25 protein-coding genes and 1 tRNA gene are annotated in these 25,177 nt (G+C 61.1%); 11 read left to right on the top strand and 15 right to left on the bottom strand.

Translation table 11 applies throughout. The annotated features are described in order from the left end of the window. Positions 1 to 90 precede the first annotated feature (90 nt). The 9 genes from LG281_RS02400 to LG281_RS02360 all read left to right on the top strand — a co-directional run bounded on the left by LG281_RS02400 (position 91) and on the right by LG281_RS02360 (position 9,904). Positions 91 to 1,134, top strand: a complete 1,044-nt coding sequence (locus tag LG281_RS02400; protein WP_404403999.1) for a Gfo/Idh/MocA family oxidoreductase — start codon at positions 91 to 93, stop codon at positions 1,132 to 1,134. Beyond that, complete coding sequence (locus LG281_RS02395; RefSeq protein ID WP_404403997.1) at positions 1,131 to 2,144, top strand: Gfo/Idh/MocA family protein; 1,014 nt, start codon at positions 1,131 to 1,133, stop codon at positions 2,142 to 2,144. Before LG281_RS02400 ends, LG281_RS02395 begins: the two co-directional genes overlap by 4 nt. Next, on the top strand, positions 2,141 to 3,196 hold the full coding sequence (locus LG281_RS02390) for a Gfo/Idh/MocA family protein (RefSeq protein WP_404403995.1): 1,056 nt from the start codon (positions 2,141 to 2,143) through the stop codon (positions 3,194 to 3,196). The genes LG281_RS02395 and LG281_RS02390 overlap by 4 nt, the downstream gene beginning before the upstream one ends. A gap of 50 nt (positions 3,197 to 3,246) precedes the next feature. Continuing rightward, positions 3,247 to 4,518, top strand: a complete 1,272-nt coding sequence (locus LG281_RS02385) for an ABC transporter substrate-binding protein (RefSeq protein ID WP_404403992.1) — start codon at positions 3,247 to 3,249, stop codon at positions 4,516 to 4,518. Between the two features lie 78 nt (positions 4,519 to 4,596). Beyond that, entirely contained in the window at positions 4,597 to 5,565 is a 969-nt protein-coding gene (locus LG281_RS02380) for a carbohydrate ABC transporter permease (protein ID WP_404403990.1), read from the top strand. Beyond that, positions 5,558 to 6,613 (top strand): carbohydrate ABC transporter permease, encoded by a 1,056-nt coding sequence (locus tag LG281_RS02375; protein WP_404403988.1) that lies wholly within the window; start codon positions 5,558 to 5,560, stop codon positions 6,611 to 6,613. The genes LG281_RS02380 and LG281_RS02375 overlap by 8 nt, the downstream gene beginning before the upstream one ends. 28 nt (positions 6,614 to 6,641) lie before the next feature. After that, positions 6,642 to 7,721, top strand: coding sequence for an ABC transporter ATP-binding protein (locus LG281_RS02370; protein WP_404403986.1), 1,080 nt, complete (start codon positions 6,642 to 6,644; stop codon positions 7,719 to 7,721). A gap of 35 nt (positions 7,722 to 7,756) precedes the next feature. Next, on the top strand, positions 7,757 to 8,956 hold the full coding sequence (gene uxuA / locus LG281_RS02365; protein ID WP_404403984.1) for a mannonate dehydratase: 1,200 nt from the start codon (positions 7,757 to 7,759) through the stop codon (positions 8,954 to 8,956). Positions 8,957 to 9,151: 195 nt separating this feature from the next. Beyond that, positions 9,152 to 9,904 carry a carbonic anhydrase gene (locus tag LG281_RS02360; protein WP_404403982.1) on the top strand — a complete coding sequence of 251 codons (753 nt, stop codon included), beginning with the start codon at positions 9,152 to 9,154 and terminating at the stop codon, positions 9,902 to 9,904. A 68-nt stretch (positions 9,905 to 9,972) separates the two neighbouring features. Here the strand turns inward: LG281_RS02360 and LG281_RS02355 are convergent, their stop codons facing one another. From LG281_RS02355 to LG281_RS02305, 11 genes are all read right to left on the bottom strand, one after another. Continuing rightward, on the bottom strand, positions 9,973 to 11,406 hold the full coding sequence (locus tag LG281_RS02355; RefSeq protein WP_404403980.1) for an MFS transporter: 1,434 nt from the start codon (positions 11,404 to 11,406) through the stop codon (positions 9,973 to 9,975). 78 nt (positions 11,407 to 11,484) lie between these two features. Continuing rightward, a complete protein-coding gene (locus tag LG281_RS02350; RefSeq protein WP_404403978.1) occupies positions 11,485 to 12,318 on the bottom strand; it encodes an MBL fold metallo-hydrolase in 834 nt (277 codons plus the stop codon). 2 nt (positions 12,319 to 12,320) lie between these two features. After that, the gene (locus LG281_RS02345; RefSeq protein ID WP_404403976.1) at positions 12,321 to 13,100 is read right to left on the bottom strand and encodes a TatD family hydrolase; all 780 of its coding nucleotides are present in this window, start codon (positions 13,098 to 13,100) and stop codon (positions 12,321 to 12,323) included. After that, the gene (metG, locus tag LG281_RS02340; RefSeq protein WP_404403974.1) at positions 13,100 to 14,656 is read right to left on the bottom strand and encodes a methionine--tRNA ligase; all 1,557 of its coding nucleotides are present in this window, start codon (positions 14,654 to 14,656) and stop codon (positions 13,100 to 13,102) included. The genes LG281_RS02345 and metG overlap by 1 nt, the downstream gene beginning before the upstream one ends. A gap of 9 nt (positions 14,657 to 14,665) precedes the next feature. Beyond that, positions 14,666 to 15,691, bottom strand: coding sequence for an AAA family ATPase (locus LG281_RS02335; protein WP_404403972.1), 1,026 nt, complete (start codon positions 15,689 to 15,691; stop codon positions 14,666 to 14,668). Next, entirely contained in the window at positions 15,688 to 16,359 is a 672-nt protein-coding gene (gene tmk / locus LG281_RS02330) for a dTMP kinase (RefSeq protein ID WP_404403970.1), read from the bottom strand. The genes LG281_RS02335 and tmk overlap by 4 nt, the downstream gene beginning before the upstream one ends. 30 nt (positions 16,360 to 16,389) lie before the next feature. Beyond that, positions 16,390 to 17,547: a D-alanyl-D-alanine carboxypeptidase family protein gene (locus LG281_RS02325; RefSeq protein WP_404403968.1), complete on the bottom strand. Its 1,158-nt coding sequence runs from the start codon at positions 17,545 to 17,547 to the stop codon at positions 16,390 to 16,392. Positions 17,548 to 17,642: 95 nt separating this feature from the next. After that, positions 17,643 to 18,569: a septal ring lytic transglycosylase RlpA family protein gene (locus LG281_RS02320; RefSeq protein ID WP_404403966.1), complete on the bottom strand. Its 927-nt coding sequence runs from the start codon at positions 18,567 to 18,569 to the stop codon at positions 17,643 to 17,645. 207 nt (positions 18,570 to 18,776) lie between these two features. After that, a complete protein-coding gene (locus LG281_RS02315; RefSeq protein WP_404403964.1) occupies positions 18,777 to 19,499 on the bottom strand; it encodes a 5-oxoprolinase subunit PxpA in 723 nt (240 codons plus the stop codon). After that, complete coding sequence (locus tag LG281_RS02310; protein WP_404403962.1) at positions 19,496 to 20,404, bottom strand: biotin-dependent carboxyltransferase family protein; 909 nt, start codon at positions 20,402 to 20,404, stop codon at positions 19,496 to 19,498. The genes LG281_RS02315 and LG281_RS02310 overlap by 4 nt, the downstream gene beginning before the upstream one ends. Next, a complete protein-coding gene (locus tag LG281_RS02305; protein WP_404403960.1) occupies positions 20,401 to 21,075 on the bottom strand; it encodes an allophanate hydrolase subunit 1 in 675 nt (224 codons plus the stop codon). Before LG281_RS02305 ends, LG281_RS02310 begins: the two co-directional genes overlap by 4 nt. 175 nt (positions 21,076 to 21,250) lie before the next feature. Between LG281_RS02305 and LG281_RS02300 the strand changes: the two genes are divergently transcribed. Together LG281_RS02300 and LG281_RS02295 are read left to right on the top strand one after the other, a co-directional pair. Further along, positions 21,251 to 21,463: a hypothetical protein gene (locus tag LG281_RS02300; protein ID WP_404403958.1), complete on the top strand. Its 213-nt coding sequence runs from the start codon at positions 21,251 to 21,253 to the stop codon at positions 21,461 to 21,463. Between the two features lie 145 nt (positions 21,464 to 21,608). After that, positions 21,609 to 21,791 (top strand): hypothetical protein, encoded by a 183-nt coding sequence (locus LG281_RS02295; protein WP_404403956.1) that lies wholly within the window; start codon positions 21,609 to 21,611, stop codon positions 21,789 to 21,791. Here the strand turns inward: LG281_RS02295 and LG281_RS02290 are convergent. The 4 genes from LG281_RS02290 to LG281_RS02275 form a co-directional block, all read right to left on the bottom strand. Then, entirely contained in the window at positions 21,749 to 23,416 is a 1,668-nt protein-coding gene (locus tag LG281_RS02290; protein WP_404406593.1) for a DUF4166 domain-containing protein, read from the bottom strand. The two genes, LG281_RS02295 and LG281_RS02290, sit on opposite strands and share 43 nt — an antisense overlap. 5 nt (positions 23,417 to 23,421) lie before the next feature. After that, positions 23,422 to 23,826 (bottom strand): thiol-disulfide oxidoreductase DCC family protein, encoded by a 405-nt coding sequence (locus tag LG281_RS02285; protein WP_404403954.1) that lies wholly within the window; start codon positions 23,824 to 23,826, stop codon positions 23,422 to 23,424. A gap of 25 nt (positions 23,827 to 23,851) precedes the next feature. Then, positions 23,852 to 23,941 (bottom strand) — tRNA-Ser (locus LG281_RS02280). A 68-nt stretch (positions 23,942 to 24,009) separates the two neighbouring features. Next, positions 24,010 to 24,978: a quinone oxidoreductase family protein gene (locus tag LG281_RS02275; protein WP_404403952.1), complete on the bottom strand. Its 969-nt coding sequence runs from the start codon at positions 24,976 to 24,978 to the stop codon at positions 24,010 to 24,012. Between the last annotated feature and the right edge of the window lie 199 nt (positions 24,979 to 25,177).

The raw sequence follows: 25,177 nt of genomic DNA, 5'->3' as shown, positions 1-25,177 counted from the left end.
CTAGTCCTGTATACCGGTATCCAGAGTGCTTGACAACCGGTATACCGGTGTGCAACATGAAGCCAACAAGAAGATGGGAGGCACGTCTCGGTGACCACGAGCGATCGACTCACCTGCGTTTTGGTAGGCACCGGCATGGTTGCACGCACCCATTTGGCTGCGTTGCGCGCCGCTGCGCCGCGCGTCTGGCTCAAGGGGGTAACGGCCCGGCACGTAAAAAGCGCGCAGGACTTTGCTGAGTCGGCTGGCGGCGAAACCTTGACGATTTATCCCGACATTGCCGCCGTCGCGGCGGACGATGACGTCGACGTAGCGGTCATCGCCACACCCCCAAATGCCCGCGCCATGGTTGTCGAGCCACTCGCGCTTGCAGGCAAGCACATCCTCTTGGAGAAACCCGTCGGCAGAACGTCGGCCGAGGCGGAGGAGGTCGTGCGGATCTGTGAAGAGGCGGGTGTCACGCTCGGCGTCTTTTTCCAACACCGGATGCGCGCGGCGTCACTCAAAGCAGCGGAACTGGTCGACTCTGGCGCTCTGGGTTCGTTCGGTCTTGCCGAGATCACTGTGCCCTGGTGGCGCGAGCAGGCCTATTACGACGAGCCCGGACGCGGCACGTATGCGCGCGACGGGGGCGGAGTGCTGATCTCCCAGGCGATTCACACCATCGATCTGGCCCTGAGCCTCACCGGACCGGTCGCCGCCGTACAGGCAATGACCGCAACGACGCGGTTTCACCAGATGGAGTCGGAAGATTTTGCGACGGCGGGGCTGCGCTTTGCCAATGGCGCCGTGGGTTCGCTCGTTGCCAGCACGGCCAGCTTTCCGGGCGGGGCGGAGACGATCATCCTGCATTTCGACAAGGCGAGCCTCCATCTGGGCTCCGGCGTGCTCACGGTGCGTTGGCGTGACGGGCGCGAAGAAAGCTTCGGCGCGACCGCCACGACCGGCGGCGGTGCCGACCCGATGGCGTTCACCCATGAATGGCACCAGGCGATCATCGAGGATTTCGCCGATGCCCTGACCGAGGGCCGGGCGCCGGCGGCTTCGGGCCGCGCAGCGCTGGCCGCTCACCATCTGATCGACGCAATTGCCCGCTCGGCCTCCGAGGGGCGTAGTATGGAAGTATCTCAATGAAACCGTTGAAAATCGCCGCACTTGGCATCGACCATCGCCATATCTTCGGCATGGCGGGCAACCTTATGGCCGAGGGCGCCGAGTTCAAATGCTGGTGGACCGAGGGCGAACCCGAGACACTCGAGGGCTTCGTTAAGCGGTTCCCCGACGTGCCCCGTCTCGCCAGCAAGGATGAAATCCTCAACGACCCTGAAATCGACCTCGTTCTGATTTCGGCGATCCCCCGCGACCGGGCCGCGTTGGCCATCGCGGCGATGGAGGCGGGCAAGGACGTGATGGTGGATAAGCCGGGTTGCACCACCATGGCGCAACTCGACGCAATCCGCGAGGCCGTCGCGCGCACCGGGCGGATTTGGACCATCGATTTCTCCGAACGCTTCGAGGTGCCAGCCGTTACCAGGGCCGCAGAGCTTGTAGCCGAGGGCGCGATTGGCCGGGTGGTTCAGACAGTGGGCCTTGGGCCGCACCGGCTCAACCGTCCGACCCGGCCCGGGTGGTTCTTCGAGCGCGACGCCTATGGCGGTATCCTGACCGATATCGGCAGCCACCAGATCGATCAGTTCCTGTTCTTCACCGGGTCGACCGATGCCGAGGTGACGATGGCCAATGTCGCCAACTACGCCAATCCGGACGATCCCGGCCTTCAGGATTTCGGGGAGGTCGCGCTCAAAAGCGACAAGGGCCACTGCTATATCCGCGTGGATTGGTATACGCCCGACGCGCTGCCCACTTGGGGCGACGGACGGCTGACCATTCTGGGAACCGAGGGCTATATCGAGCTGCGCAAATATGTGGACGTGGGCGGCGCCGAGGGCACCGATCACCTCATTCTCGTCAATGGTGAGCGCTGCGAGAAGATCGCCTGTCCCGACGCCGGCTTGCCGTATTTCTTCCGGCTGATCGACGACATCCGCAACCGTACCGAAACCTCCATGCCGCAGGCGCACGCCTTCAAGGTCTGTGAACTGGCGCTCAAGGCGCAGGCCCTGGCCGAAGGAGCGGGCGCATGATCCGCGTTGCGATTGTCGGCGCGGGGATCGGCTCCCAGCATCTTGACGGTTACCGGGCGCTGCCCGAACGCTTTGCCGTAAAGACGTTCTGCGACCTCGACACCGGCCGCGCACAGAGCGTGGTGGGCGAAGATGACAGCGTCACCGTAACGGAATATCTCGATGGGGTTCTGGCCGATCCGGATATCGATCTCGTCGATGTCTGCCTGCCGCCACACCTGCATTTTCCGGTGTCCAAGGCGGCACTGAAGGCGGGGAAGCACGTGGTTTGCGAGAAACCGCTGGTACGCTCTCTGGCCGAGGCCGACGCGCTGATTGCCGTTACCCAGGAAACCGGGCGTCAGGTCTTTCCGGTGTTCCAGTACCGCTATGGGCACGGCACGGCGCAAATCCGTGCGCTTATAGAGGCGGGGTTGGCCGGAAAAGCTTTCGCAGCGAGCCTCGAGACGCATTGGAATCGCGGTCCCGACTACTACACCGTTCCGTGGCGCGGCACCTGGGCGGGCGAATCCGGCGGGGCGGTTCTGGGCCATGCGATCCATAACCACGACCTCTTGTGCAGCGTCTTTGGACCAATAGCCGAATTGTCTGCCAGCACGGCCACCCTCGTGAACGCGATCGAAGTTGAGGATTGCGGCGCAATTCTTATGGTCCACGAGTCCGGTGCGCTTTCGACCAGTTCGATCACGCTCGGCTCGGCGACCGAGATTTCTCGCCTGAGGTTCAATTTCGAGGGATTTACCGCCGAAAGCGGCACCGCGCCTTATGCGCCAGCCACCGAGGCATGGACGTTTACCGCCCGCGCGCCTTACGAGCAGGCGGCAATCGACGCCGTTCTGGCTTCGATCGATACGCCGCTGGCGGGTTATGCAGGCTTTTTCGACGCGATTGCCGACGCGCTGGAGGGGCGCGGAGGCCGTGAAGTGACTTTGGAGGATGGGCGGCGATCCATCGAGCTGGTGACAGCTGTCTATCACGCCGCGCGTACGGGGCAGCGGGTTTCGCTGCCGCTGAGCCAGGCAGCCCCGCTCTACGAGAGCTGGCTGCCGTAATCGGGGAAGGGTCCCCAAACGAACGATCTGCGGATCAGGGAGGAAGCAGAATGAAACAGAAAATTTTGGCGACAACGGCGCTTACGGCCGCTTTTCTCGCCGGAGGCATGAGCGTAGTCAACGCGCAGGAAATCCGGTTTATGTGCTCGTCCGACGGCACCGAATGCGACGTGCTCAACGAGATGGCCACACGCTTTGAGGCCGATCATCCCGGCGTCGACGTGGTGATGGACGTGGTGCCGTATCAGGCGATCCTCGAGAGCCTCCCGGTACAGCTGGCCGCAGGAACCGGCCCGGATCTCGCGACTGTTACCGATCTGGGAGGGCTGAACCAGTACTATCTGGACCTCGCGCCCTATGTGGACCGTGCATACTGGGAAGACAGCTTCGGGGACGTTCTGGACTGGTATCGCGCCGGCCCCGATGACGACGGCATCTACGGATTGCACATCCAGATGACCGTGACTGGTGCCTTTATCAATCGCACGCTGTTCGAGCAGGCCGGCGTCGAGGTGCCGGGCGAGGACGCATCCTGGGACGAATGGGCCGAAGCCTCGCGCGCAGTTGCCGAGGCGACCGGCGTCACGTTCCCGATGGCCATGGATCGTTCGGGCCACCGGATCGCCGGTCCAGCGATTTCATATGGCGCGAAGATCTTCGACGAGAACGGCGAGCCGATGCTGGTGGACGACGCGTTCACTGCCTATGTGCAGAAGTTTGTCGATTGGCATGAAGACGGCACCATGGCGCGCGACGTCTGGGCCGGGCAGGGCGGTTCGAGCTACCGCGATGCGGCCCAGGAATTCATCAATGGCGAGCTCGTCTACTACTACTCCGGAAGCTGGCAGACCGGCCGGTTCGACGAGCAGATCGGCGATCTGTTCGACTGGCAGGTCGTGGGATCGCCCTGCGGCGAAGGTGGCTGCTCCGGCATGCCGGGCGGTTCAGGCCTCGTGGGCTTCTCTCAGACCGAGCATCCCGAGATCGTTGCGGAACTGATGGATTACATCGCAAGCCAAGAGAACTATGCCGAGTTCTCGGGGCGCACCAAGAACATCCCGGCACATCGGGCCGTTGCAGCCGCGGGTGCACAGTATGAGGGAGCGTCTCCGCTTTCTGCCGCCGCACTAAACGCTTGGGGCGCCCAAGTGGGCCGCGTCTCTCCCATTGCCTTTGCCTATCAGGGCGATGGCCGCAACCGCGCCATGTTCAACATCACGGTACAGCGCGTGACCCAGGCGATCGTCGGTGAATTGACCGTCGCGGAAGCCATGGAACGCGCCAAGTCGGACCTTGAGGCCGCGCTGGCGGAAACCGAGTAACCAATATCCCAAAACGATCGGCGGGACCCGGTTCAGGGCCCCGCCGCTGACAAGAACGAGCGTTGGAGGCCTCGGATCATGTACAGCATTATCGCGCCGGTGATGCGGATCATCGAGATCCCCTTCGCCTTCGTACAGAGTCGTCTGGGCATTCGGCGTCTGGCCTGGCTGTTTTTGGCCCCAAACCTCATACTCTTCGGTCTCTTCGCCTTTCTGCCCATCATACTCAATGTGCTCTACGCACTGACCGGGGGCGATCAAGTGCTCCTTGGCGACCGCCCATTTGTGGGCGCCGGGAATTTCGAAACCCTTGCTAACTGCGCGAACTATCTCGACCCCAACAGCTGCGAGAAAGATCTGTTCTGGCGCGCGATCTGGAACTCGGTCTGGTTCGTCGCCTTACAGGTGGGGCTAATGGTGGCATTTTCCTTGCTGACGGCGCTGGTGCTCAACCGCAAGATCCGAGCGCGCGGCTTTTTCCGCGGCGTTTTCTTCTTTCCTGTGCTGCTCTCACCGGTCGTGGTGGCGCTGATCTGGAAATGGATCCTGCAGCGTAATGGCGTACTCAACGCGGGGCTGGATAGCCTGGGTTTCGAACCCTACACATGGCTTCTGGATACGCGCTGGGCGTTCAGCTGGTCGGTTTTCCTCTCGGTCTGGGCGCATATGGGCTTTTATACGCTCATCCTGCTGGCTGGATTGCAGGCCATCCCGCGCGACGTCTACGAGGCCGCGCTGATGGATCGCGCCTCGAACTGGCGGACCTTCACAAAGATCACGCTACCGCTCCTGTCCCCCACCATGTTGGTGGTGCTGGTTCTGGCGCTGATCAAGGGCGTACAAACGTTCGACGAAGTCTATGCCTTTACTGGTGGTGGTCCGGGTTCCGCCACGACTTTCATCATCCAGTTCATCTATCAGACAGGCTTTGCCGGAAATCCACGTTTGTTCGGGCTGGCGGCCGCAGCCTCAATCCTGCTGGCACTGGTACTGGTGGTGCTGACGGCCGTGCAGCTCTGGGTCAATCGGAGAAACGTCGATGGCTAAAATCCTTGGATTCCTGACCCGGACCCGGGCCGGCAAAGGCCGGATGGACTGGACCGATTGGCTGACCTACGGCTATCTGCTCCTGGGCATCCTCTTGATGTTCGGCCCGGTGGTGTGGCTGATCCTCTCCTCGTTCAAGACCGAAACCGACCTACAGCGCTTTCCGCCGCGCCTGTTGCCCTATGCGCAGGAAATGGCCGCCGTCGAGGGTTATGACGAGCCGCTTCCGCTATTCGATATCGTCGACGGCGAATACGAGGGCGAACGACTGGCTCTGATCAGGCGCGTGGGGCTTGTCGCGCAGATGGTCGATCCGGCGGCCCCCGATGAGCGGCTGCGCGTCGACGTGGACGACTACCGGCCTGTCGAGCGCGTCTCGTTGGCCACCGAGAACTATACCGAGCTGTTCGAACGCTTCGATTTCCCGCGCTATCTTTGGAACTCCACCTTCATTACGCTCATGGCCACGGCAATCATGCTGTTGGTCAATTCGATGGCGGCCTTTGCCCTCTCGAAATACAAGTTCCGAGGGCGCACCACGGTGCTCATGCTGGTGATCGGCACCCTCATGATCCCGCATACGGTGGTGCTGGTACCGCTCTTTCTGATCACGCGCGAACTGGGGATGCTGAACAGCCTCTGGGGCGTAATCATCCCCGGAGCGGCCACGCCGACGGGCGTCTTCCTCCTGCGCCAGTATATGCTCACCATCCCCGACGAGATCCTCGACGCCGCGCGGATGGACAAGGCCAGCGAATGGAAAATCTTCTGGCGCATCATCCTGCCGCTCTCGGCCCCGGCCATCGCTGTGCTGGCGATCCTCGCGATCATGTGGCGCTGGAACGATTTCCTCTGGCCGCTGATCGTCTTGAGCGAAAGCGAAAACTTTACACTCCAGCTCGCGCTCAACTCGTTCCAGGGCGAGATGCGGACCGAATGGAGCAACCTTTTGGCGATGACCGTGCTGACGCTCCTGCCGATCGCGCTCGTCTTCATGTTCCTGCAAAAATACATCGCCACCGGCATTGCATCGACGGGCGGCAAGTGACCGGCGACCGGGAAGGGAGGGTCTGAGAATGGCCAGTATCGAGCTGAAAGATGTCCGTAAGAGCTACGGCGTCGCCGACGTGATCAAAGGCGTCAACCTGGCTATCGGGCACGGAGAGTTCTGTGTCTTCGTCGGCCCGTCGGGCTGCGGTAAATCCACGCTCTTGCGGATGATTTCAGGGCTGGAGGAGATCACGAGCGGCGATATCGTCATCGGCGGCGAGGTGGTCAACACGATCCCCGCCGCCGATCGAGGGTTGGCGATGGTGTTTCAGTCCTATGCGCTCTACCCGCATATGACGGTGCGCCAGAACCTCAGTTTCGGGCTCGAAAACATCAACACGCCCAAGGCCGAGATTGCCGAGAAGATCACCGCGGTTGCCAAGATGCTGCAGATCGACCAGTTGCTTGACCGGCGGCCCAAAGACCTCTCGGGCGGACAGCGCCAACGCGTCGCGATCGGGCGCGCGGTCGTGCGCGAACCCAGGGTGTTCTTGTTCGACGAGCCGCTTTCCAATCTCGACGCGGAATTGCGCGTGGACATGCGCGGCGAAATCGCGTCGCTGCACCGCCGCCTCGGCAACACGATGATCTATGTCACCCATGACCAGGTCGAGGCGATGACCATGGCCGACAAGATCGCCGTGCTGCGGCTCGGTGAGGTGGAACAGTTCGGCGCTCCGCTCGACCTTTACAACCGGCCGCGAAACCTGTTCGTCGCGGGTTTCATCGGCTCGCCCAAGATGAATTTCCTTACCGGTCGGGTCGAGGAAGGCAACCGGGGGATCCTTGTTTTGTCCACTGGAGAACGCGTGGCGATTCCAGAGGAGGGGTTCGAGCACCGGCCAGGCCAGGACATCACGCTCGGCATCCGTCCGACGGACGTACGGCCAGCCGACGACGGAACAGTCCGGATCGAAGTACGGACCGTCGAGCAGCTCGGCGGCGAATCCTATATCTATGGCGAGGCCAGTGACGGGACCAGACTAACCGTTCACAGCCCGGGTCAGACAGAGGTGCAGCCGGGTGAGGGCATCTCGCTCGCACTCACGCCCGCCCGGATCCATCTCTTCGACACACAAGGCGGGCTCAGCCTGCGCGCGGAATAAGACCTCGCCAAGAGGCCTTCGGGAAAGGACGACAGATGAAGCAGACCTGGCGGTGGTTCGGACCTGCCGACGAGATTTCGATTGCCGAAATCCGTCAAACCGGAGCCGAGGGGATCGTGTCGGCGCTGCATCACGTGATGCCAGGTGAGGTTTGGACGCCCGAGGAAATTGCCCTCCGGCAAGATCAGGTCGCGCAACCGAAGGGCGTACCCTCGGGACTCGCCTGGGATGTCGTCGAAAGCTTACCGGTCTCGGAGGCAATCAAGACTCAGACCGGCCCGTTCAAAGCGCATCTTGACGCCTATCGGCAGAGTCTGCGCAACCTCGCAGCCGCGGGGATTTCCACGGTCTGCTACAATTTCATGCCCGTGCTCGACTGGACACGGACCGAGCTTGCGGCACCCATGCCCAATGGCGGGCGCGCGATGCGCTTCGGCCTTGTGCAGTTCTGCGCTTTCGACCGTTTCATCCTCGACCGGCCAGGCGCAGCGGACGACTATCCCGAGGCCCTCCTGGCCGAGGCCGAGGCGGCATTCGCCAGTATGACCGACGCCGACCGCACTCAACTGGCCGATAACATCGTAGCCGGATTGCCGGGGGCCAACGATGCCTGGACGCTGGAGGAGGTGCGCGGCCATCTGAGTACCTATGACGGGATCGACGCCGACCGGCTGCGCCGCCACCTGGTGGATTTCCTGTCAGAAGTCGTACCGCTTGCCGAAGAGCTGGGAATCCGGCTCTGCTGTCATCCCGACGATCCGCCGTTTCCGCTGCTGGGGCTTCCGCGCGTCATGTCGAGCGAGGACGATTATGCCCACATCATGGAGGCCGTCGATAGCCCTGCCAGCGGCATTACCTTCTGCACGGGGTCACTGGGCGTAGCCAAGGATTTCGATCCCGCGCGCTTTGTGACCCGACTGGGTGCGCGCATTCATTTCGTTCATTTGCGCAACACCCGGCGGGTCGGAGAGGGGATTAGCGGGCGGCATAGCTTTTATGAATCCGAGCATCTGGACGGCGACACCGATATGGTTGCCACCATCCGCGCGTTGCTGGCTGAAGAGACCCGACGCAAAACGGAAGGTCGCGCCGACTGGAAGATCCCGATGCGACCCGACCACGGCCAGTCGTTGCTTTCCGACCTCGAACGCCCAGTGATGCCAGGCTATCCTCTTGTTGGCCGATTGCGAGGTCTTGCCGAACTGCGCGGCATCATGGCAGCGCTCAGCGCCTGAGGAGCGGTGGTAGCCGGAGGATGAGATGTTCCATCCATCCTGCCGCATATATTTCGCATAATATATATTATGGAACTTTTGTGGCTGCCGGAAATTGCAAGCCGCCACATATACGCCGCACTCGAAGCCTAGCCGTTTCAGAGACGCTTTGAAGCTAAGCGTCTACAATATCGAGTAAATTTTAGGAACTTACCTATGAAACGGCGTCATTTTATCAAAACACTGGCGGTTGCCGGCATCTGTCCAATTTGCGCCCAGGCCGCACGGGCCTCCGAAGGCGTGCATTGGTCGTATGGCGGCGACACCGGCCCTGAGCACTGGGGCGATCTGGACGAATCGTATGCAACGTGTGCGACCGGCACCCAGGAATCGCCGATCAACATCACAGGCGCGATCGATGCCGACATTCCCCAGATCGCGATCGATTGGAAGACCGGTGGCACGATGGTCAACAACGGCCATACGATCGTGATCAACACGCCGGATGGAAGCACGCTCACACGCGGTAATAAAGTCTACGATCTGCTTCAGTATCATTTCCACGCTCCGAGCGAGCACCTCGTCGATGGCCAGGCCTATCCGATGGAAGCTCATTTCGTGCATAAGGATCGTGGAACGGGCGACCTGGGCGTTTTGGGCGTATTCTTGAAACCCGGCGAAACAAACACGGCCTTCGCCAGCCTTGCAGCGGCATTTCCCTCCGAGGCCGGCGCACAAGCCGATGTTGACATGGTCGATCCGAACGGTCTGCTGCCGGCAACGCTGCGCTACTGGAATTACGAAGGGTCGCTGACAACGCCTCCCTGCAGCGAAATCGTCACCTGGATGGTCGCAACGGACCCGCTGGAGGTGGCCGCGGGCGATATCGAGCGCTTTACGGCAATCTATTCGGGTAACGCCCGGCCGGTGCTCGATACCAACCGCCGCTTCGTCCTGATTTCTTCATAACGCACGTTTCCCTGACTGCCGCCGCCGCGCCATTTGCGCCGGCGGCACGCCTTTTCAGGACGACGGCTTCATTCTTGCGCGGCCGGAACAGCCTCGCCCCTGCCGATAGCGAGCCACGCCACCAGGGCGCTGGCCAGCGCCATAATCGAGGCGGCGATCATCACCCAACGGTACGATGCCATCAGCACCTCAGCGGGAAGATTGGCGAGGTCCGACCCGCCAAAAGCGAACCCCAATGCCGCCACGGCGACAAGCCCGCCAATCCTGGCTGCGGCATTATTGATCCCGGACGCCGTGCCGCCTGCGTCGTCCGGAGCCGCGTCGAACACGGTGGTCGTGAGCGGCGCAACCGTAATAGTCATGCCGATCCCGATAACGACGATGCCCGGGAAAAATCCGATCAAATACCAGCCGGTCTCGACCAAAGCCGCCAGCACCAGATAGCCAACACCCGTCAGAGCCGGCCCTATGATCAGCATCGGTCGAACACCCACGCGCTTGGATACCGCACCCGACCAGCGGGAGCCTGCGCCCAGTAGAATGGAAAACGGCAACATCGCCGCACCGGCAGCCGCCGCGCTATAGTCATGCGCATAGATCAGTACGAACGGCAGCAGGAAGAGCGAGCCCGACAGCGACGCATAAAGCACCAACGTCAATCCGTTCGCGCCGGAAAAATCCCTGTTGTCGAAAAGCGACATCGGCACCATGGGCGAATCCGAGCGCAGCTCAACGAAGATAAAGGCAATGCCGAACGGCACCGAAAGCGCAATCGCTGCCAATCCGGGCGTTGTATTCCCCTCCCCGGCGGTAATCAGCCCGTAGCACAAAAGCCCCAACGCGACGACCGTCAGGCCGGTCCCCGTTAGATCGAGCGACTGGTATTCGCGCTGGCTCGGATTGCTCACGATTCGCCAACCCATATAAAGCGCTGCCGCAGCGATTGGCACGTTGATCATGAAGATCGCGCGCCATCCTACCGTATCGACCAGCCAACCGCCGAGCGGCGGCCCGAGCGCCGTCGTCAGGGCACCCGCTGCTGCCCATGTACCGATGGCTTTGCCCCGGTCTTCGCCGGTATAGGCCGATCCGATAAGCGCAAGACTCGCCGGTATGAGCAACGCGGCAGCCGTGCCCTGGATAAAACGTGCGATGATCAACTCGATCGGGCCCGGCGCAATCGCGCACCCCACCGAGGCGACCGCAAATCCGATAAGCCCAAAAAGGAAAACACGCCGCTGCCCGAAGCGGTCGCCCGCAGTGCCGCCCAGGAGAATGAGACTCCCCAGCATCAGCATATAGCCGTTGACAACCCATTGCGCGGTTGCAAGTCCGGTTTCGAGATCGCGCTGAATGACCGGCAGCGCGACGTTGACCACCGATCCATCGATAAAGCCGAGACTTGAGCCCAAAATCGTTGCCGGCAAGACCCACCGGGTATCGCGGCCTGTTGGCTCTATGGCATCCGGCGCTTCGCAAGGCGGATGCTGGGGGCCGACCATTTCTGACCTCGCGACGGCTGATGTGCACGCGAACGAACGGTGGCACATCGACACGTCGAACGCCACCCCAGATGTCTGTCAATCCGCGCCCGAGCGCACGTCGATGCTCATTCCGTCATACGCCGGGCATACATGTGTGGGCGTCTCGCCATCGACAACGGCGTAGTCCATATCGACATGCAAATTGGTCAAAACAGCGCGCCTCGGATTGTACTCGGCGATCAGCGCGAGCGACTGCTCAAGACTGAGATGGCTCGGATGCGGCGTATAGCGCAAGGCATCGACCACCCAGGTGTCAAGTCCCTGAACAGCCCATTGCGAGGCCAAGGGAATTCCTGAAACATCGCAGGAATACGCAAAATCGCCAATGCGAAACCCGAGCGAGGTGATGTTGCCGTGTTCCTGCTCAAATGCCGTTACCGTAATGCGTCCCCCTGCCCCTTCGATTTCGACGGTTTCACCGGCGGCAATGGAATTCGCATTGAGAATGGGCGGATACGGACTGTCCTGAGGAGCCGTGAAGCAATAGCCGAACGCCTCTCGCAACCGCAGTTCGGTCGAAACACTCATATAGACATCGACACGGCGCTTGGCATTGAGCGCCAGAACGCGCAGATCATCGATCCCGTGCGTATGGTCGGCATGTTCGTGCGTGTAAAAGACACCGTCGACCTCGTCGACTTCAGCATCCAAAAGCTGCTCGCGCAAATCGCATCCGGTATCGATAAGAATGCGCGTCTTGCCCCGCATATCCCTGTGCGTGCCCGTGACCAGAAGCGAACACCGTCTGCGCCGATTTTTCGGATTGGCCGGGTCACACGCGCCCCAGATATTGCCGACGCGTGGCACGCCGCCCGACGACCCGCAGCCCAATATCGTCGCTACAATGCGGTCCGCGTTCGGTACGCTCATCGTCAGGACAGCTGCACTTTATTGAAAAGACGCAAGAAATTGGCTGTCGACTGCTCGGAAACCGCCTGCAGCGTCGTCCCACGCAGTTCCGCGACCTTCTCGGCCGTATGCCGCACATATCCCGGCTCGTTGGTCTTGCCCCGGTGAGGGATCGGCGCCAGATACGGCGCGTCGGTCTCGACAAGAAATCGGTCTTCCGGCACGAACCTGGCGACATCCTGAATTTCGGCGGCGTTCTTGAACGTCACGATGCCAGAGAACGATACGTACCCCCCAAGAGCGAGCCCACGCCGCGCCAGTTCCGCACCGGACGAAAAGCAATGCAGAACGAAGGGAAAAGGTCCCTTCCCCGTCTCCTCTTCAAGGATCGCGATCATGTCGTCATCGGCCGACCGCGCATGGATGACCAGAGGCAAACCTGTTTCCCGGCTCGCCGCGATATGATTGCGGAAGCCTTCCGCCTGCGCCGCGCGTGGCGACGAGTCGTAGTGGTAGTCGAGCCCTGCCTCACCAATAGCGACGCATTTAGGATGAGACGATAAAGACACGATATCCTCGATGCTTACGTCTAGTTCCTCATGTGAATTATGCGGATGAGTGCCGACCGAGCACCAGATATTATCATGTATTTCTGCAATCGCCCTGATCGCGTTGAAGCGCTTGATCCGCGTCGAAATCGTGACCATCGCCCCAACGCCATTCTCCTTGGCGCGTGCCAGAACGCCGTCGAGATCGGCGGAGAGGACGTCAAAATCGAGATGGCAATGGCTGTCGACCAGCATTATTCCGCTGCTCCGCTGTCAGTCTCGACATAGCGCGGGAACACGCCCTGCGGCGCTGGAAGGTCCCTGCCCGGCTGCAGCCGTCCCGCGGTGCCGAGCGACGCGAAGTCGCGGGCGTCTTCGTCCAGCCCCAGTTGATCGAGCAGTTTCGCACCCGATTTCGGCATCACCGACTGCACCATGATGCCGACCTGCCGCACGACCTCAATGGTGACGTAGAGCACTGTCGCCATGCGCGCGGGATCGGTCTTGCGCAGCGCCCAAGGCTCTTGGCCCGCGAAATAACGGTTGGCGTCGGCCACGACCTGCCAGACCGTCGCGAGCATGGAGTGGATGGCTTGAACGTCCATCGCCTCGCGCGCAGCTTCGAGCATGGCGTCCGCAGCGCTGAGGATCGCCTCGTCCTCGGCAGTCAGTTCACCGGGCTGAGGCACCTTGGCCTCGCAATGCTTGGCAACCATAGAAAGCGAACGCTGGGCAAGGTTGCCCAGATCGTTGGCAAGATCGGCGTTGATCCGGTTGACGATCGCCTCGTGGCTGTATGAGCCGTCCTGGCCGAACGAAACCTCACGCAGGAAGTAATACCGCATCGCATCGACGCCGTAGCGCTGCGCCAGTTCGAACGGATCGACGACGTTGCCAACCGATTTCGACATCTTTTCGCCGCGGTTGAAGAGAAATCCGTGCGCGAAGACGCGCTTAGGCAGATCAATGCCAGCCGACATAAGAAAAGCTGGCCAATAGACCGCGTGAAAGCGAATGATGTCCTTGCCGATGAGATGCACGTCGGCTGGCCAATAATGCCAGCGCGGGTTGCTCTCGTCCGGAAAACCCGCCGCCGTGATGTAATTGGTGAGCGCGTCGACCCACACATACATGACATGCTTGGGATCATCCGGCACCTTGATGCCCCAGTCGAAAGTCGTGCGTGAGATCGAAAGATCGCGCAGGCCCGACCTGACGAAGCTCATCACCTCGTTGCGACGCTCCGCCGGTGCGATGAATTCCGGATGGGTTTCGTAATATTCGAGCAGCTTGTCACCATAGGCTGACAGCTTGAAGAAGTAGCTTTCCTCCTCGACCCATTCGACCGGTGAGCCCAAAGGCTCGCGCCGCACACCGTCCTCACCGACAGAGGTTTCCTTCTCATCGAAGAAGCCTTCCTGGCGCACTGAATACCAGCCGGAATATGTGTCGAGATAGATGTCCCCGTTAGCCGCCATCCGCTCCCAGATGGCTTCGGATGCCCTGTGGTGCCGCGGTTCGGTAGTGCGGATGTAATCGTCGTAGGAAATCTCCAGCGCATCCCACAGGTCGCGGAACACCTGGGAGTTTCGGGTCGCAAGCTCGATGGGCGCAATGCCTTGCTTTTCCGCCGTTTGCTGCATCTTCTGGCCGTGCTCGTCCGTGCCGGTCAGAAAGAACACGTCCTTGCCATCGAGCCGGTGGAACCGGGCGATAGTATCCGTCGCCATCGCGGTATAGGCGTGCCCGATATGCGGGACGCCGTTGGGATAGAAGATCGGCGTGGTAATATAAAAACTGGGCTTGCTCATCGCCTGAAATCAGCTGACTGGAATGGTCTTGCGCGCGTGGTCGCGGATAAGATCGAAGACCGCGACCAATGTCTGTCGCCGGTCGAGATTGTAGATATCGGCATCGGCGAACAGGGCGTTGGCCTTGTCCCACAGCGCGTTAGCCGATGCAAGGTGGAAACGCGCGCCTGCGCGGGCGGCGTTTTCGGCTTGCGCCGCGATCCAATCGCGTACCATGTCCTGAGCAAAGGCCAGCTCCGCGCCCTTGGCTGCCGCTAGCGCTTCCGCGATCGTCAATTGGGCTCTGGTGGGCTGATGCGCTGGCGCGGCAAGCCAGGTGACGAGGGCATCGAGCACGTCACCTTCTGCAAGCATCAGCGTTTCGAAGGCCCGCCGGGGCCGCCCCTTGGCCAACTCGGTTGCCCGCGCCACGTCGCTATCAGGGAGCTCGGGCCGGGCCCGACGGAGAACCGTCGCGACGTCGTTGTCCGAAAGCCGCCGCAACCCCAGCGTCTGGCATCGCGACCTGATCGTCGGCAGCAACCCTCCAGGCCGGTGAGAAATGACGATGAACACTGTTTGCGCAGGAGGCTCCTCAAGCGTCTTCAAAAGCGCGTTTGCCGAGGAGACGTTACAATCGTCGACGCTGTCGATGACGCAGATTCGATAGCCCGACCGTCCCCGTGTTTGATGCAGGGCGTCACGCGCCGCACGCACGTCATCGACCCGGATTGCCGTATAGAACCGCTCCGCATTGGAGGGATCGCGGGCTTTTCGCAAAACCGAAAGGTTCGGATGCGACATCGCTGAAACCTGCGCCGCGACTCGATCGAATGGCTCGTCTCCGCTTCGGGCCAGAACCATCCGCACCACAGTGAACGCAAACGTCGCCTTGCCGACCCCCCGCGGTCCGTGCAACAGGACCGCTGAAGGCATGCGCCCAGCATCGAATGCCGCCTCGAGCCCGGCAAACGCATCCGCATGCCCTACAAGTTCCTGCATCTCGGGCGGTGCTACGTTCTCAATGCCATCGGCCTCGCGGCGTTCAAAACTCACGCCTCCCGCCTCCCGTGCGAAATTTCCGGAAACCGGCTGGTCACGATCAGCCAGATTGCCTCCTCGAGATCGTCCGGATCTTGGTTCGCCGAGAGCACGACGCATCGTTCCCGATTGGCGTCGGCGATCTCTAAAAAGCTCGCTCGTAACCTACGATGGAAATCGAGATCTTCCTTTTCGAACCGGTCTGCAAGTGCGGGCATACCATCCTCGATAGCCCGTTGCCGCACACGCGCAAATGCCAGTTCGGGGTCCATATCCAGAACGATCGTCAGATCCGGCACGTGCCCTTCAAGCGCCAGATCCTCAAGCGCGTCGATGAGCTTCTCATCGACGCCCCCCGCCGATCCTTGATAGGCACGCGTTGAATCTGCGAACCGGTCGCATATCACCCACTTTCCGGCCTTGAGCGATGGTCCGATGAGAGACGTCACGTGATCGTGCCGCGCCGCCGCAAAAAGCACAGCTTCGGCGCCAGCACCCCAACTCTCGGGTTTACCCTGCAGAATGAAAGAGCGGATCGCCTCGGCCTTAGGCGTCCCGCCGGGTTCACGCGTACGGACCGAACTGATTGCCATTTCGGAAAGCCGAGCCGCGAGCCGCTTGACTTGGGTGGACTTGCCAACGCCCTCCCCGCCCTCGAACGTCACAAAGCGCGCTGATGTCATGTTAGGGCCCGTTCGCTGCGGTTGTGGGCGTCAAAGCCACCCGAAGATCAATTCGAAAAGCGCGTCCGTCGCACGACGCGTTAGGCCGCCCTCCTCGACGGATTCGGCAGCGTAGAGCGGCGCCATCTGGATGATTTGGTCATTGCAGAGTATGCGCAGTTGCGCAAGCCTCTGCCCTTGGTTGACCGGTGGCAGGATCGGCGCTTGATACGCTATCTCCGCGGACAAGCATCGCCGGTTGCCCCGCGGCAGGTAAATGTCGATCGCCCCTTCACCGACGAGTCCAACCTCGGCAATATTTCCGCCGTATACCTTCGCCTGGCCAACGATAGCCCCTTCTGCGAAAGCTGGAATGCGCTCGAAGCTCCGCGCGCCCCACGTCATGAATTTGCGCGCTTCCTCGGTCCGGGCGCTCGAACTCTCAAGCCCGTGCAGCACCCCTACGAGTCGCCGTCCACCCTCCTCGGTCGAAACCACGATCCCATAGCCCGCTGCCTCGGTATGCCCGGTCTTCAGTCCGTCAATCCCGATCCCCATGCCCAAAAGGTTGTTCCGGTTCGATTGCGCAATCCCGTTCCATTCGAAGCTCTCAACCGAAAAGACGGGATAGTAATCTGGAAACTCACGAATGATATACCGCGCGAGTTGAGCAAGATCGCGCGCGGTTACATACATGTCTTCGTCCGGCAAACCGCTCGGATTGGTAAAATGCGAATTCTCAAGCCCGATATCGAGGGCAAACTCGTTCATGATGCTTGCGAATGCGGCCTCGGAGCCCGCGATGCCTTCCGCCAACGCAATCGCTGCATCATTGCCCGATTGAACGATCACTGAATGCAAAAGGTTATCTACACTCACAGATGACCCCAACTCGGCGAACATCGTCGATCCACCCGAAGGCGCACCGCCCGTCCGCCAAGCATGCTCAGTGATGAAAAACTCGTCATCGAGGTCCAGCGCCCCCCGCTCGACCATATCGAGCACGACTGCAACCGTCATGAGCTTGGCCATGCTGGCCGGAGCGATCTGCGCATCCGCGTTCTTCTGGAACAGGACGGCTCCCGACTCATAGTCCATGAGGATCGCGTACGGCGCCTGCGTATCGAAATCGACCTGCGCCCGCGCCGCGCCGGTCAAAAGAAACAGAAAGAAAAAGAGACCGGGAAGCCCCCACCCCAATACGCGCATAATACTTCCGACGCGTCAGGCGCGCCCTCCTTTTTCTGCCTCCGCGCACGAAAATGACGCCGTGCGTTCAGCCTCGAAGGCAAGAATGGAAGTATTTAATACAAAACCGTCGCGTTCAAGCCAAGTTCCGCAGCAAGCCCGGTCACATCCTCGATAGCCACACCTTCGCGAAGATGGCTCAACGTGAGCTGGCGCGTCACGGCGTCGCCGAGCGCAACGTCCGTCTGATCGACAGCGCCATAGAGCGCGAAGGCCTGGGCGATCTCGCCGGCCCGCGTGAGATCCTCGAAATTGCCCAGCGTGATCTGCACGGGCGTGCCCGTCGGCTCAGACACTGCCATCGTATCGGCACCCTCGGCCATGGCACTATACCCGAGAACCTGGAACGGAATATCGCTTGGAACCGGTGCCGCGGCCCCGGAAATCGCGTCAAGCGCCGTTCCTGTCCCGGCCTGCCCCACTTGTGTTTGCTGATAGGCGACTTGCACGGTCGGGTCTTCAATGGGCGTGATCTGATTGATCGAAGCCACGAGGAACCTGGTGTCGTCCCCCTCGAGCGGCGCAGGTCCGACATATTGCACGCGGACATCGGCAACGCCGTCATTGATGAACCCCAGCACTTCCGCCGTCCGCCGCGACAGGTCGATCACGCGGTTATGCGCAAACGGTCCCCGGTCGTTAACGCGCACAAGCGTGGATACGCCGTTCGCCAGGTTTGTCACCCGAACGTAGGACGGAAGCGGTAGCGTCGGATGGGCCGCGGAAAGATGATACTGATCGAAAACCTCACCATTGGCCGTCAGCCGACCGTGAAAGGCGGGGCCATACCACGACGCTTGGCCGGTCACGTCGAGATCAGGCTGTTCGTGTGGCTCATACCAGCGCCCGGCAACCTTGTACGGCTTTCCGATCTGATAGCGCCCGCCACCCTTCGGCACATTGCTCGAAGACGTCAAACGTGGCGACGCGTTCACACCCATCGCGCTTTCAGAAAATTTCGACCCGCTGAATATGTCTGCCACCGAGCCGCATCCGGCAAGTAAGGCGCCTGCAGCCATAAACGAAACAAACGCCACTGCAGTCCGGCGCTTGCGCGCGCCACTCGTGCTCACAATCATACAAAAGCTTCCGTCGGAAATACGCGATACGGCTAGCCCGCAGCCGTTTACAAAAATCACAGCTTTGTGTGCAGAGTATTAACAACTGCGTCCGTAATAAGGCGTATTCGCTTAAATTGCGCCGATAGTGTCGAGCGCCGCGCGTACGGCCTTGGCCAACTCCAAGGCGCCGAGCGTATCCCCGTGAACGCAAATCGACTCCGCCGACGACTTGAGCACCGCTCCATCCATCGCAACAATTTCTCCCCGAGCCGCCAATCGCACGCATCGCTCGACGACAGCCTCGGGATCAGTCAGAACACTGCCTTCGATCTCCCGCGACGCCAGAAGTCCATTCTCATCGTATGCCCGGTCTGCGTACGCCTCAATGATAATGGGGATATCCAGAGCCAAGGCTGCGCGATGCACCCCGGAGCGCTCCAGCGCCATCACCGCCATCCCCGGATAGTGAGCATTCACGTCCGCGAAGACGACTCTTGCCAGCGCATCGTCCTCGGCTGCCATATTGGCCAAGGCCCCATGCAGTTTGACATAGGCAACTGGCACATCCTCCTCATCGGCAACCTTCAAAAGTCGTCCGACCTGCTCCCGCACCTGCTTTTTGATCGCACCGACTGGCAGCGCCAACCGTCTGCGGCCGAAATGCTCGGGGTCGGCAAAGCCCGGATGTGCGCCCACGCGCACGCCACGTGCCTTGGCGGCACGCAGTGTTTCGCGCATCGTCGTTTCGTCTCCGGCATGCCCCCCGCATGCAATCGATGCACTGGTGACGACCTGCAGCAATGCAATATCGCCGGGCATCCCTTCGCCCATATCGGCATTGAGATCGATCAACCTCGCCTCCGTTCAATTAATGTTCTACGCGCATGTTCGGCAGTAATGCTCTGAAACAAAAATGATGTTCCAGGCCTCATCTGCGCAAATCTGTCGAGGTCCGCGCCGATGATCGTTCCGATACGCGGATATCCGCCTGTCGGCTGATGGTCCCGCATCAGAACGACCGGAGTGCCGTCACCCAAGATCTGAATGTCGCCTGCAACGACCGCATCGGAAACCAGAGTCAGGATATGCCGGCCGGCGAATACTGCATCGATATCCCTGAGCCTGACGCCCATACGGTCCATGCTGGCGGTCACGGCAAATCGGCTCGTGAGGAATCTCTGCCGCACCGGTTCTGGAAAAAGCTCCGCGTGAAGCCCCCAGACGATACGTATCGGGCCGGTATCGCCTTCAGAGCTGGCGGGAACCGGTACTGGCGAACACTCCGTCAGCGGCGCCAGTGCAATCCGGTCGCCGGGCACAAGCCCCCTGCCCTTGAACCCGCCAAGGCCGACTGCCGCGTTTGTCGCACGACTGCCTAGAACCAGCGGCACCCCAATTTCCCGATCGAACCGTATATAGCCGTAGTTCCCGGCAGGTCCGGCACTGATGTCTATTATATCGCCGTCTTCGGCAACGATGGCCCCGGGCCAATCCAGCGGCATCCCGTTTCGGGTCGCCGAGAAAACGCCACCAGCAAATCCGATATGCACCGGGCCATCCTCAACACGAAACGCAACACCCATGCTCCCGCACTCGATTGCCGCCCCGCACTTATCGACTGTTTCGGTTTCTGCCCGTATGAAGCCGCTACGGTCCATCGGTCCCGACGCGCTGATCCCATGCGCCAGCATTCCGGGCCGTCCCATATCCTGAATGGTCGTCAACGGCCCCGCTCTTTCGATGACAACTGCAGTCATGGCATGGCCTCGAACGACACAATGTCGCCTGGGCGTAGGTGGGTCGGCGGAACGGCAGCGGGATCAAAATTACGGAAATCCGTATGCCCGATCACATGCCATCCGGTCGGAATGGGCGTCGCGGCGATAGCCGTTTGCCCTGCGGCGAACAAGACGCTTCCCGCACTTACGGATGTCCGGACCTCCGAGCGCCGGGGAAGATGCAGCCTCTCGTCATGCATGCCGCAATACACGAAACCGGGCGCGAAGCCGGTCGCCAGAACGTGCAGAGGTGTAGCGTTATGCGCGTCAATGAAGGCCTCAACACTCATGCCCACCCCCTCGGCGACCGCGTCGAGATCGGGCCCATCAGGACCGCCGAACCGAATGCTGACGCGGTGATGTTTCGGCACGCCGGTCTCTGGAAAATCGAGCGAAGTTAGCAGACGGACCTCCCCCGCTACGGCATCGAAGCGCGTCGCGGCGGGGTCGAACCGCACCAATACCGATACGAGGTTAGGCACGACTTCAAGGACGCCGGGCACATCCCGTGTCGCCAAAAGCCGCGCCATCGCGATCGCCACTCTGTTTGCATGAGGATCGAAGCGGTCAGCATATTTGATGACGAGTGCACTCTCCCCGAGCGGTACCAGCAAGGGGGTAAGCGGTGGGTCTGATGTCGCAGCACTCACTTTGAAAGGCCCCAGACGTCTACTGCCCATGCCGTACCCCGCCACCCTTGCAATGACAACCCAAACCCGGCACGCTGTCTAGCGCCTGTGATCAGCTATAGACAGGGTCGGACTGTAACCCGCCCCCTCTATCTATAGCCGATCACAGGCCCTGGTGAGCGAAGAGGTGAGTATAATGAGCAATCTGCGCCTTATAATGATCGCCGGGGGCCTATTGCTGGCCGTACTCCTTTTGCTCGGCGCCGGACTTTCAGCCACTGAATTCGGGCTGGTCATGCTGGGTGGCGCGCTGGTCGTGGCTGTAGTGATGTTCATCCTCACGCGCCGCCAGCGCAGCCGACGAATACGGGAGCGCGATCGCTCCAACCGCATACCGCCCAAGCTTTGAACGTGTTGTGGACAAAACGCTTTGATTAAAATCGCAATCCCGGCGTTTGCTGCCCGTTGGTCCGCCTGCAGGCACACTGGGGGGCATGAGAGTAGAGCGGGAAACATTGCAAGGACGCGAAGTGCTTTGCGGTCAGGCGGAGGCTGTGTTCAATAGCCTCTGGCGAACGCAGAGCCTGCCTGTGCCGCTATGCCTTTCGATCGAAGAGCTGCTCGAAACCGCTTGGGAAATCGCCTATCACAAGCCCAGCGTATCCGCCCACTCGAACGTGATTTCGCTGGCAACCTATCGCGCAGAGGCGCGCCGCGACGATTGTCCTTCGATGTGAGCATGCGCATGCGGCGTGAGCCATCCGGTATAGCGCACGATCAGCCCGATCAGCGGTAGCGATACCGATACGTCGAACCGAAAACGCCCTCCCTCCTGCCATTCGCGCGCATAGCTCCTTGGCGCCAATAGCATCGGCATCGGAATACCCAGCCAACTCCATCCACGCATCTGCATTTCAAGACTTGCCGGGTCGGCCACCAACGCAAACCGAAACCGGAGGGGTCCGAACCGTTCGACGAGTTGACCATCCCGCTCGCTGAGATAACTTCTGAGCCTGTGACGCCCAAATTCGCGCGTCCAGGTCTCGACGCCATTTCTCTCCGAAAAAGCGACATGAAGCGCATGCTTGCCCGCAGGCGGAAATCCCATGACACGCGCAATGAGACCGGCCGCAGGGCTTCGGCCGCGCTCTACATACGCCTCACCGGCCGCCCCGCCATCGGCACAAATATCATGCAATTCGCGAACGGCGTCCGGTAGTCTTGCAAAGCGCGCAGACAGAATGCGCCCGTAAAGCGGTTGGGGCAGTTCGGCTTCAGCGATGTCGTGATCAATCGACAGTGATGTAAATACGGGCTCGAAGTCCCTCAGCGCGAGCAAGCGTCCTGCATCATATGCGCCGGCGGGAAGCTTTCCAGCTACGAGCACTTCGGTGAGGATCGCTGCGGCAAGTGTGGGGATTTCCGGTCCGTCGCCATTGTCGGCAAGCAAAATCCAACTACGTTCGATGCGCCGCCCCGCGATCGTACCTTTCAAGGTGACACGCATTCCCGAGCGATCGCTACCGAGGAAGCGGGTCAGTCTCTGTAACGGTGGAATCAGAGGGGCAAGCTTCTCGAGCGAAGCGATCCTCAGCCAGCGTACGGGCCAGCTGATCAGCCATAGACCAAGCGTTTGAAGGGAAATGTCCGTTCCCGCACGAAAGGTGACCGCCGGGCGTCCGGGGAGCATATCAGGCATAAGCTCGTTATCGGGCACATCGGCCAAAGCGAACCAACGGGCCGGAAGCGGTGGTTTTCCTGGGATCCTGAAGCTATCGCGCCTGAGCTCCTGCCAGCCCCAACCCTGCGTCCACCGCCCGCCGCGCCAAAGCGATATCGGCTTGCCGACATAGCTCAGGATTGCAGCCGCGACGGAAACGCCACTCGTGGCACGATTCGATGCACTGATTGCCATCTCCACCGAGCGAACTGTATCCATTCCCTCGGCGAGGTGTCGCGCAACCGCGCCCGAAAGGGCCGGCACGCTCGACGCTCCGGAAATGATCGGTACGTTTCCAGCGCGCGCAGCCTCATTCAAGGTACCGATATTGACAACGAACCCACGCGCATCCGCTAGGTCGATATAGGGCACTGACGCCTTCGCACACGCAAGTGCAACCTGATAGCCGCTTCCTTGAAACGGCCCGGCAGCATCAATCAGCAGATCCGGGCGATGATCTGCAAGCACCCTGCCGATGTCCCCATCGCGATCCGCAACGATAGGCGTTGTTCCGACAACACTTGCACAGAAGGCTGCGGCTTTCTCGGCATTGCGACCGGCTACCAGAACGCTGTGGCCGTGTCCGACCAACCGATGTGTCAGCCGCGCACCAAAACCGCCATAACCGCCGAGGACGAGAATAAGGCTCAGAGGACTCGCCCCGCTTGATCGGCGCGCGGCACCCAGCAGGTCTCGCGGCGTCCGAACAGGCGATAGCGGTTGCGTGCCACCAAACGATAGATCGCATCGCGCACCACCCTGGGCACGACCCGGAAGATGCTCATCGCCCGCCAGGGCCAGCCGAGTTCAGCATAGATAGCAAGCACGGCGTCGCTGTTGCGTAGCGCGCTGTCGCCGTCGACTACCACCATCGTCTCAGGATCGCTGGGATCAATGCCGAGCTTCCTGTAGAGCTTCGCCCCGACCTCACCCTGCATCGAAGCGAGGTAGAAATGCCCTGCCTTGTCATGCTTGAGCACGAAGTGCGCGTTCGCCGAACACAGAACGCATTGCGCATCGAAAACAATTATCGGACGTTCGGTCAGCTCCACACGACCATCCTTCCAAGCGGCGAAATGGCGGAGGGAGTGGGATTCGAACCCACGAGACGGTCACCCGCCTGCCGGTTTTCAAGACCGGTGCCTTCAACCACTCGGCCATCCCTCCTAAAGAACCGCATCGCGTTCCTGCGAGCCGTTTACCCCGTGACTTGGGCCCTGTCCAGCGCTCGCCGTCTACGGCAGCAAAATCGTCGAGCCGACCGTTTTGCGCCCCTCAAGCGCGCGATGCGCGTCGGCGGCCTCCGAAAGCCGGAAGGTTTGCCCGATATGGGGCTTGATCGCCTTGGATTCGACGGCGGCGAACAAGGCCTTGGCGCCTGCCAAAAGCGCGTTGCGTTCCGCATAGTAGTGCGCGCCCGTGGGACGCGTGAGAAATAGCGACCCCTTGCGCGCCAGAATGCCTAGATCCGGTATGGAGACCGGTCCCGTTGCGTTCCCGTAGCTCACCATGAGACCCATCGGCCGTAAGCAATCGAGCGATCCCTCGAACGTCGCCTGCCCGACGCCGTCATAGACCACATCCACGCCCTTGCCGCCGGTCAATTCGCGGACGCGCTCGGGGAAATTTTCCTCGGCGTAGTTGATGACCTCGTCACAGCCATTGGCTTTGGCCAAGGCGGCCTTTTCGGCCGATCCCGCCGTCCCGATGACCCGCGCACCGATGGAATGCGCCCATTGGCAAGCGATCAACCCCATTCCACCCGCAGCGGCATGAAAAAGGATCGTTTCCCCTGCGCGCACCGGCCACGTCAGAAACAGAAGGTAATACGCCGTCAGCCCCTTGAGCGCGATTGCGGCACCGGTCTCGTAGTCTATCGAATCGGGCAGATGCAGTGCTCGCATTGCCGGAAGGTTTCGCTCTTCGGCATATGCCCCGATTGCCCCCTGATAGACCACGCGGTCGCCGCGCTTGAACCCGGTCACCCCCGGCCCCACGGCCACGACCTCCCCGGCGCCTTCCGAACCCGGAATCAACGGCAACGGATTCGGATATAGTCCGGTACGGTGATAGGTATCGATGAAGTTGACGCCGATCGCGGTATGCCGGATGCGCAGTTCGCCGGAACCCGGCTCGGCGATATCGAAGTCCCGGTAATCCATGACGTCCGGACCACCGAAAGTGTCGATGACGATAGCTTTCATGATTTGGGCAGTCCTTTCGGCGGCGGGAATTCCGAATAAACGCTTGTAAGACGCCGAAGCGCCCAACGCCGGACATTGGCATAGCCTGACCGCAAAGAACAAGGCCCCCGCAAGCGTTACGACCGCACTCGACAATTCGACGCATGGCGTCCCCCACGCTTGCGGCCCGCCTCACGAGAGCCTATGTCTTTTCCAGGCC

The organism is Pelagibacterium halotolerans, assembly GCF_044811015.1.
GTDB classification, from domain to species: Bacteria; Pseudomonadota; Alphaproteobacteria; order Rhizobiales; family Devosiaceae; genus Pelagibacterium; species Pelagibacterium halotolerans_A.
The sequence above is the reverse complement of the archived record's forward strand: the minus strand, read 5'-3'. Positions and strand labels throughout refer to the sequence as shown.

Bases quoted from the DNA above. Each gene is read 5' to 3' on its own strand.
- LG281_RS02395 (WP_404403997.1), top strand. From the start codon at position 1,131: ATGAAACCGTTGAAAATCGCCGCACTTGGCATCGACCATCGCCATATC.
- LG281_RS02390 (WP_404403995.1), top strand. From the start codon at position 2,141: ATGATCCGCGTTGCGATTGTCGGCGCGGGGATCGGCTCCCAGCATCTT.
- LG281_RS02385 (WP_404403992.1), top strand. From the start codon at position 3,247: ATGAAACAGAAAATTTTGGCGACAACGGCGCTTACGGCCGCTTTTCTC.
- LG281_RS02380 (WP_404403990.1), top strand. From the start codon at position 4,597: ATGTACAGCATTATCGCGCCGGTGATGCGGATCATCGAGATCCCCTTC.
- LG281_RS02375 (WP_404403988.1), top strand. From the start codon at position 5,558: ATGGCTAAAATCCTTGGATTCCTGACCCGGACCCGGGCCGGCAAAGGC.
- LG281_RS02370 (WP_404403986.1), top strand. From the start codon at position 6,642: ATGGCCAGTATCGAGCTGAAAGATGTCCGTAAGAGCTACGGCGTCGCC.
- uxuA (WP_404403984.1), top strand. From the start codon at position 7,757: ATGAAGCAGACCTGGCGGTGGTTCGGACCTGCCGACGAGATTTCGATT.
- LG281_RS02360 (WP_404403982.1), top strand. From the start codon at position 9,152: ATGAAACGGCGTCATTTTATCAAAACACTGGCGGTTGCCGGCATCTGT.
- LG281_RS02355 (WP_404403980.1), bottom strand. From the start codon at position 11,406: ATGGTCGGCCCCCAGCATCCGCCTTGCGAAGCGCCGGATGCCATAGAG.
- LG281_RS02350 (WP_404403978.1), bottom strand. From the start codon at position 12,318: ATGAGCGTACCGAACGCGGACCGCATTGTAGCGACGATATTGGGCTGC.
- LG281_RS02345 (WP_404403976.1), bottom strand. From the start codon at position 13,100: ATGCTGGTCGACAGCCATTGCCATCTCGATTTTGACGTCCTCTCCGCC.
- metG (WP_404403974.1), bottom strand. From the start codon at position 14,656: ATGAGCAAGCCCAGTTTTTATATTACCACGCCGATCTTCTATCCCAAC.
- tmk (WP_404403970.1), bottom strand. From the start codon at position 16,359: ATGACATCAGCGCGCTTTGTGACGTTCGAGGGCGGGGAGGGCGTTGGC.
- LG281_RS02325 (WP_404403968.1), bottom strand. From the start codon at position 17,547: ATGCGCGTATTGGGGTGGGGGCTTCCCGGTCTCTTTTTCTTTCTGTTT.
- LG281_RS02310 (WP_404403962.1), bottom strand. From the start codon at position 20,404: ATGACTGCAGTTGTCATCGAAAGAGCGGGGCCGTTGACGACCATTCAG.
- LG281_RS02300 (WP_404403958.1), top strand. From the start codon at position 21,251: ATGAGCAATCTGCGCCTTATAATGATCGCCGGGGGCCTATTGCTGGCC.
- LG281_RS02275 (WP_404403952.1), bottom strand. From the start codon at position 24,978: ATGAAAGCTATCGTCATCGACACTTTCGGTGGTCCGGACGTCATGGAT.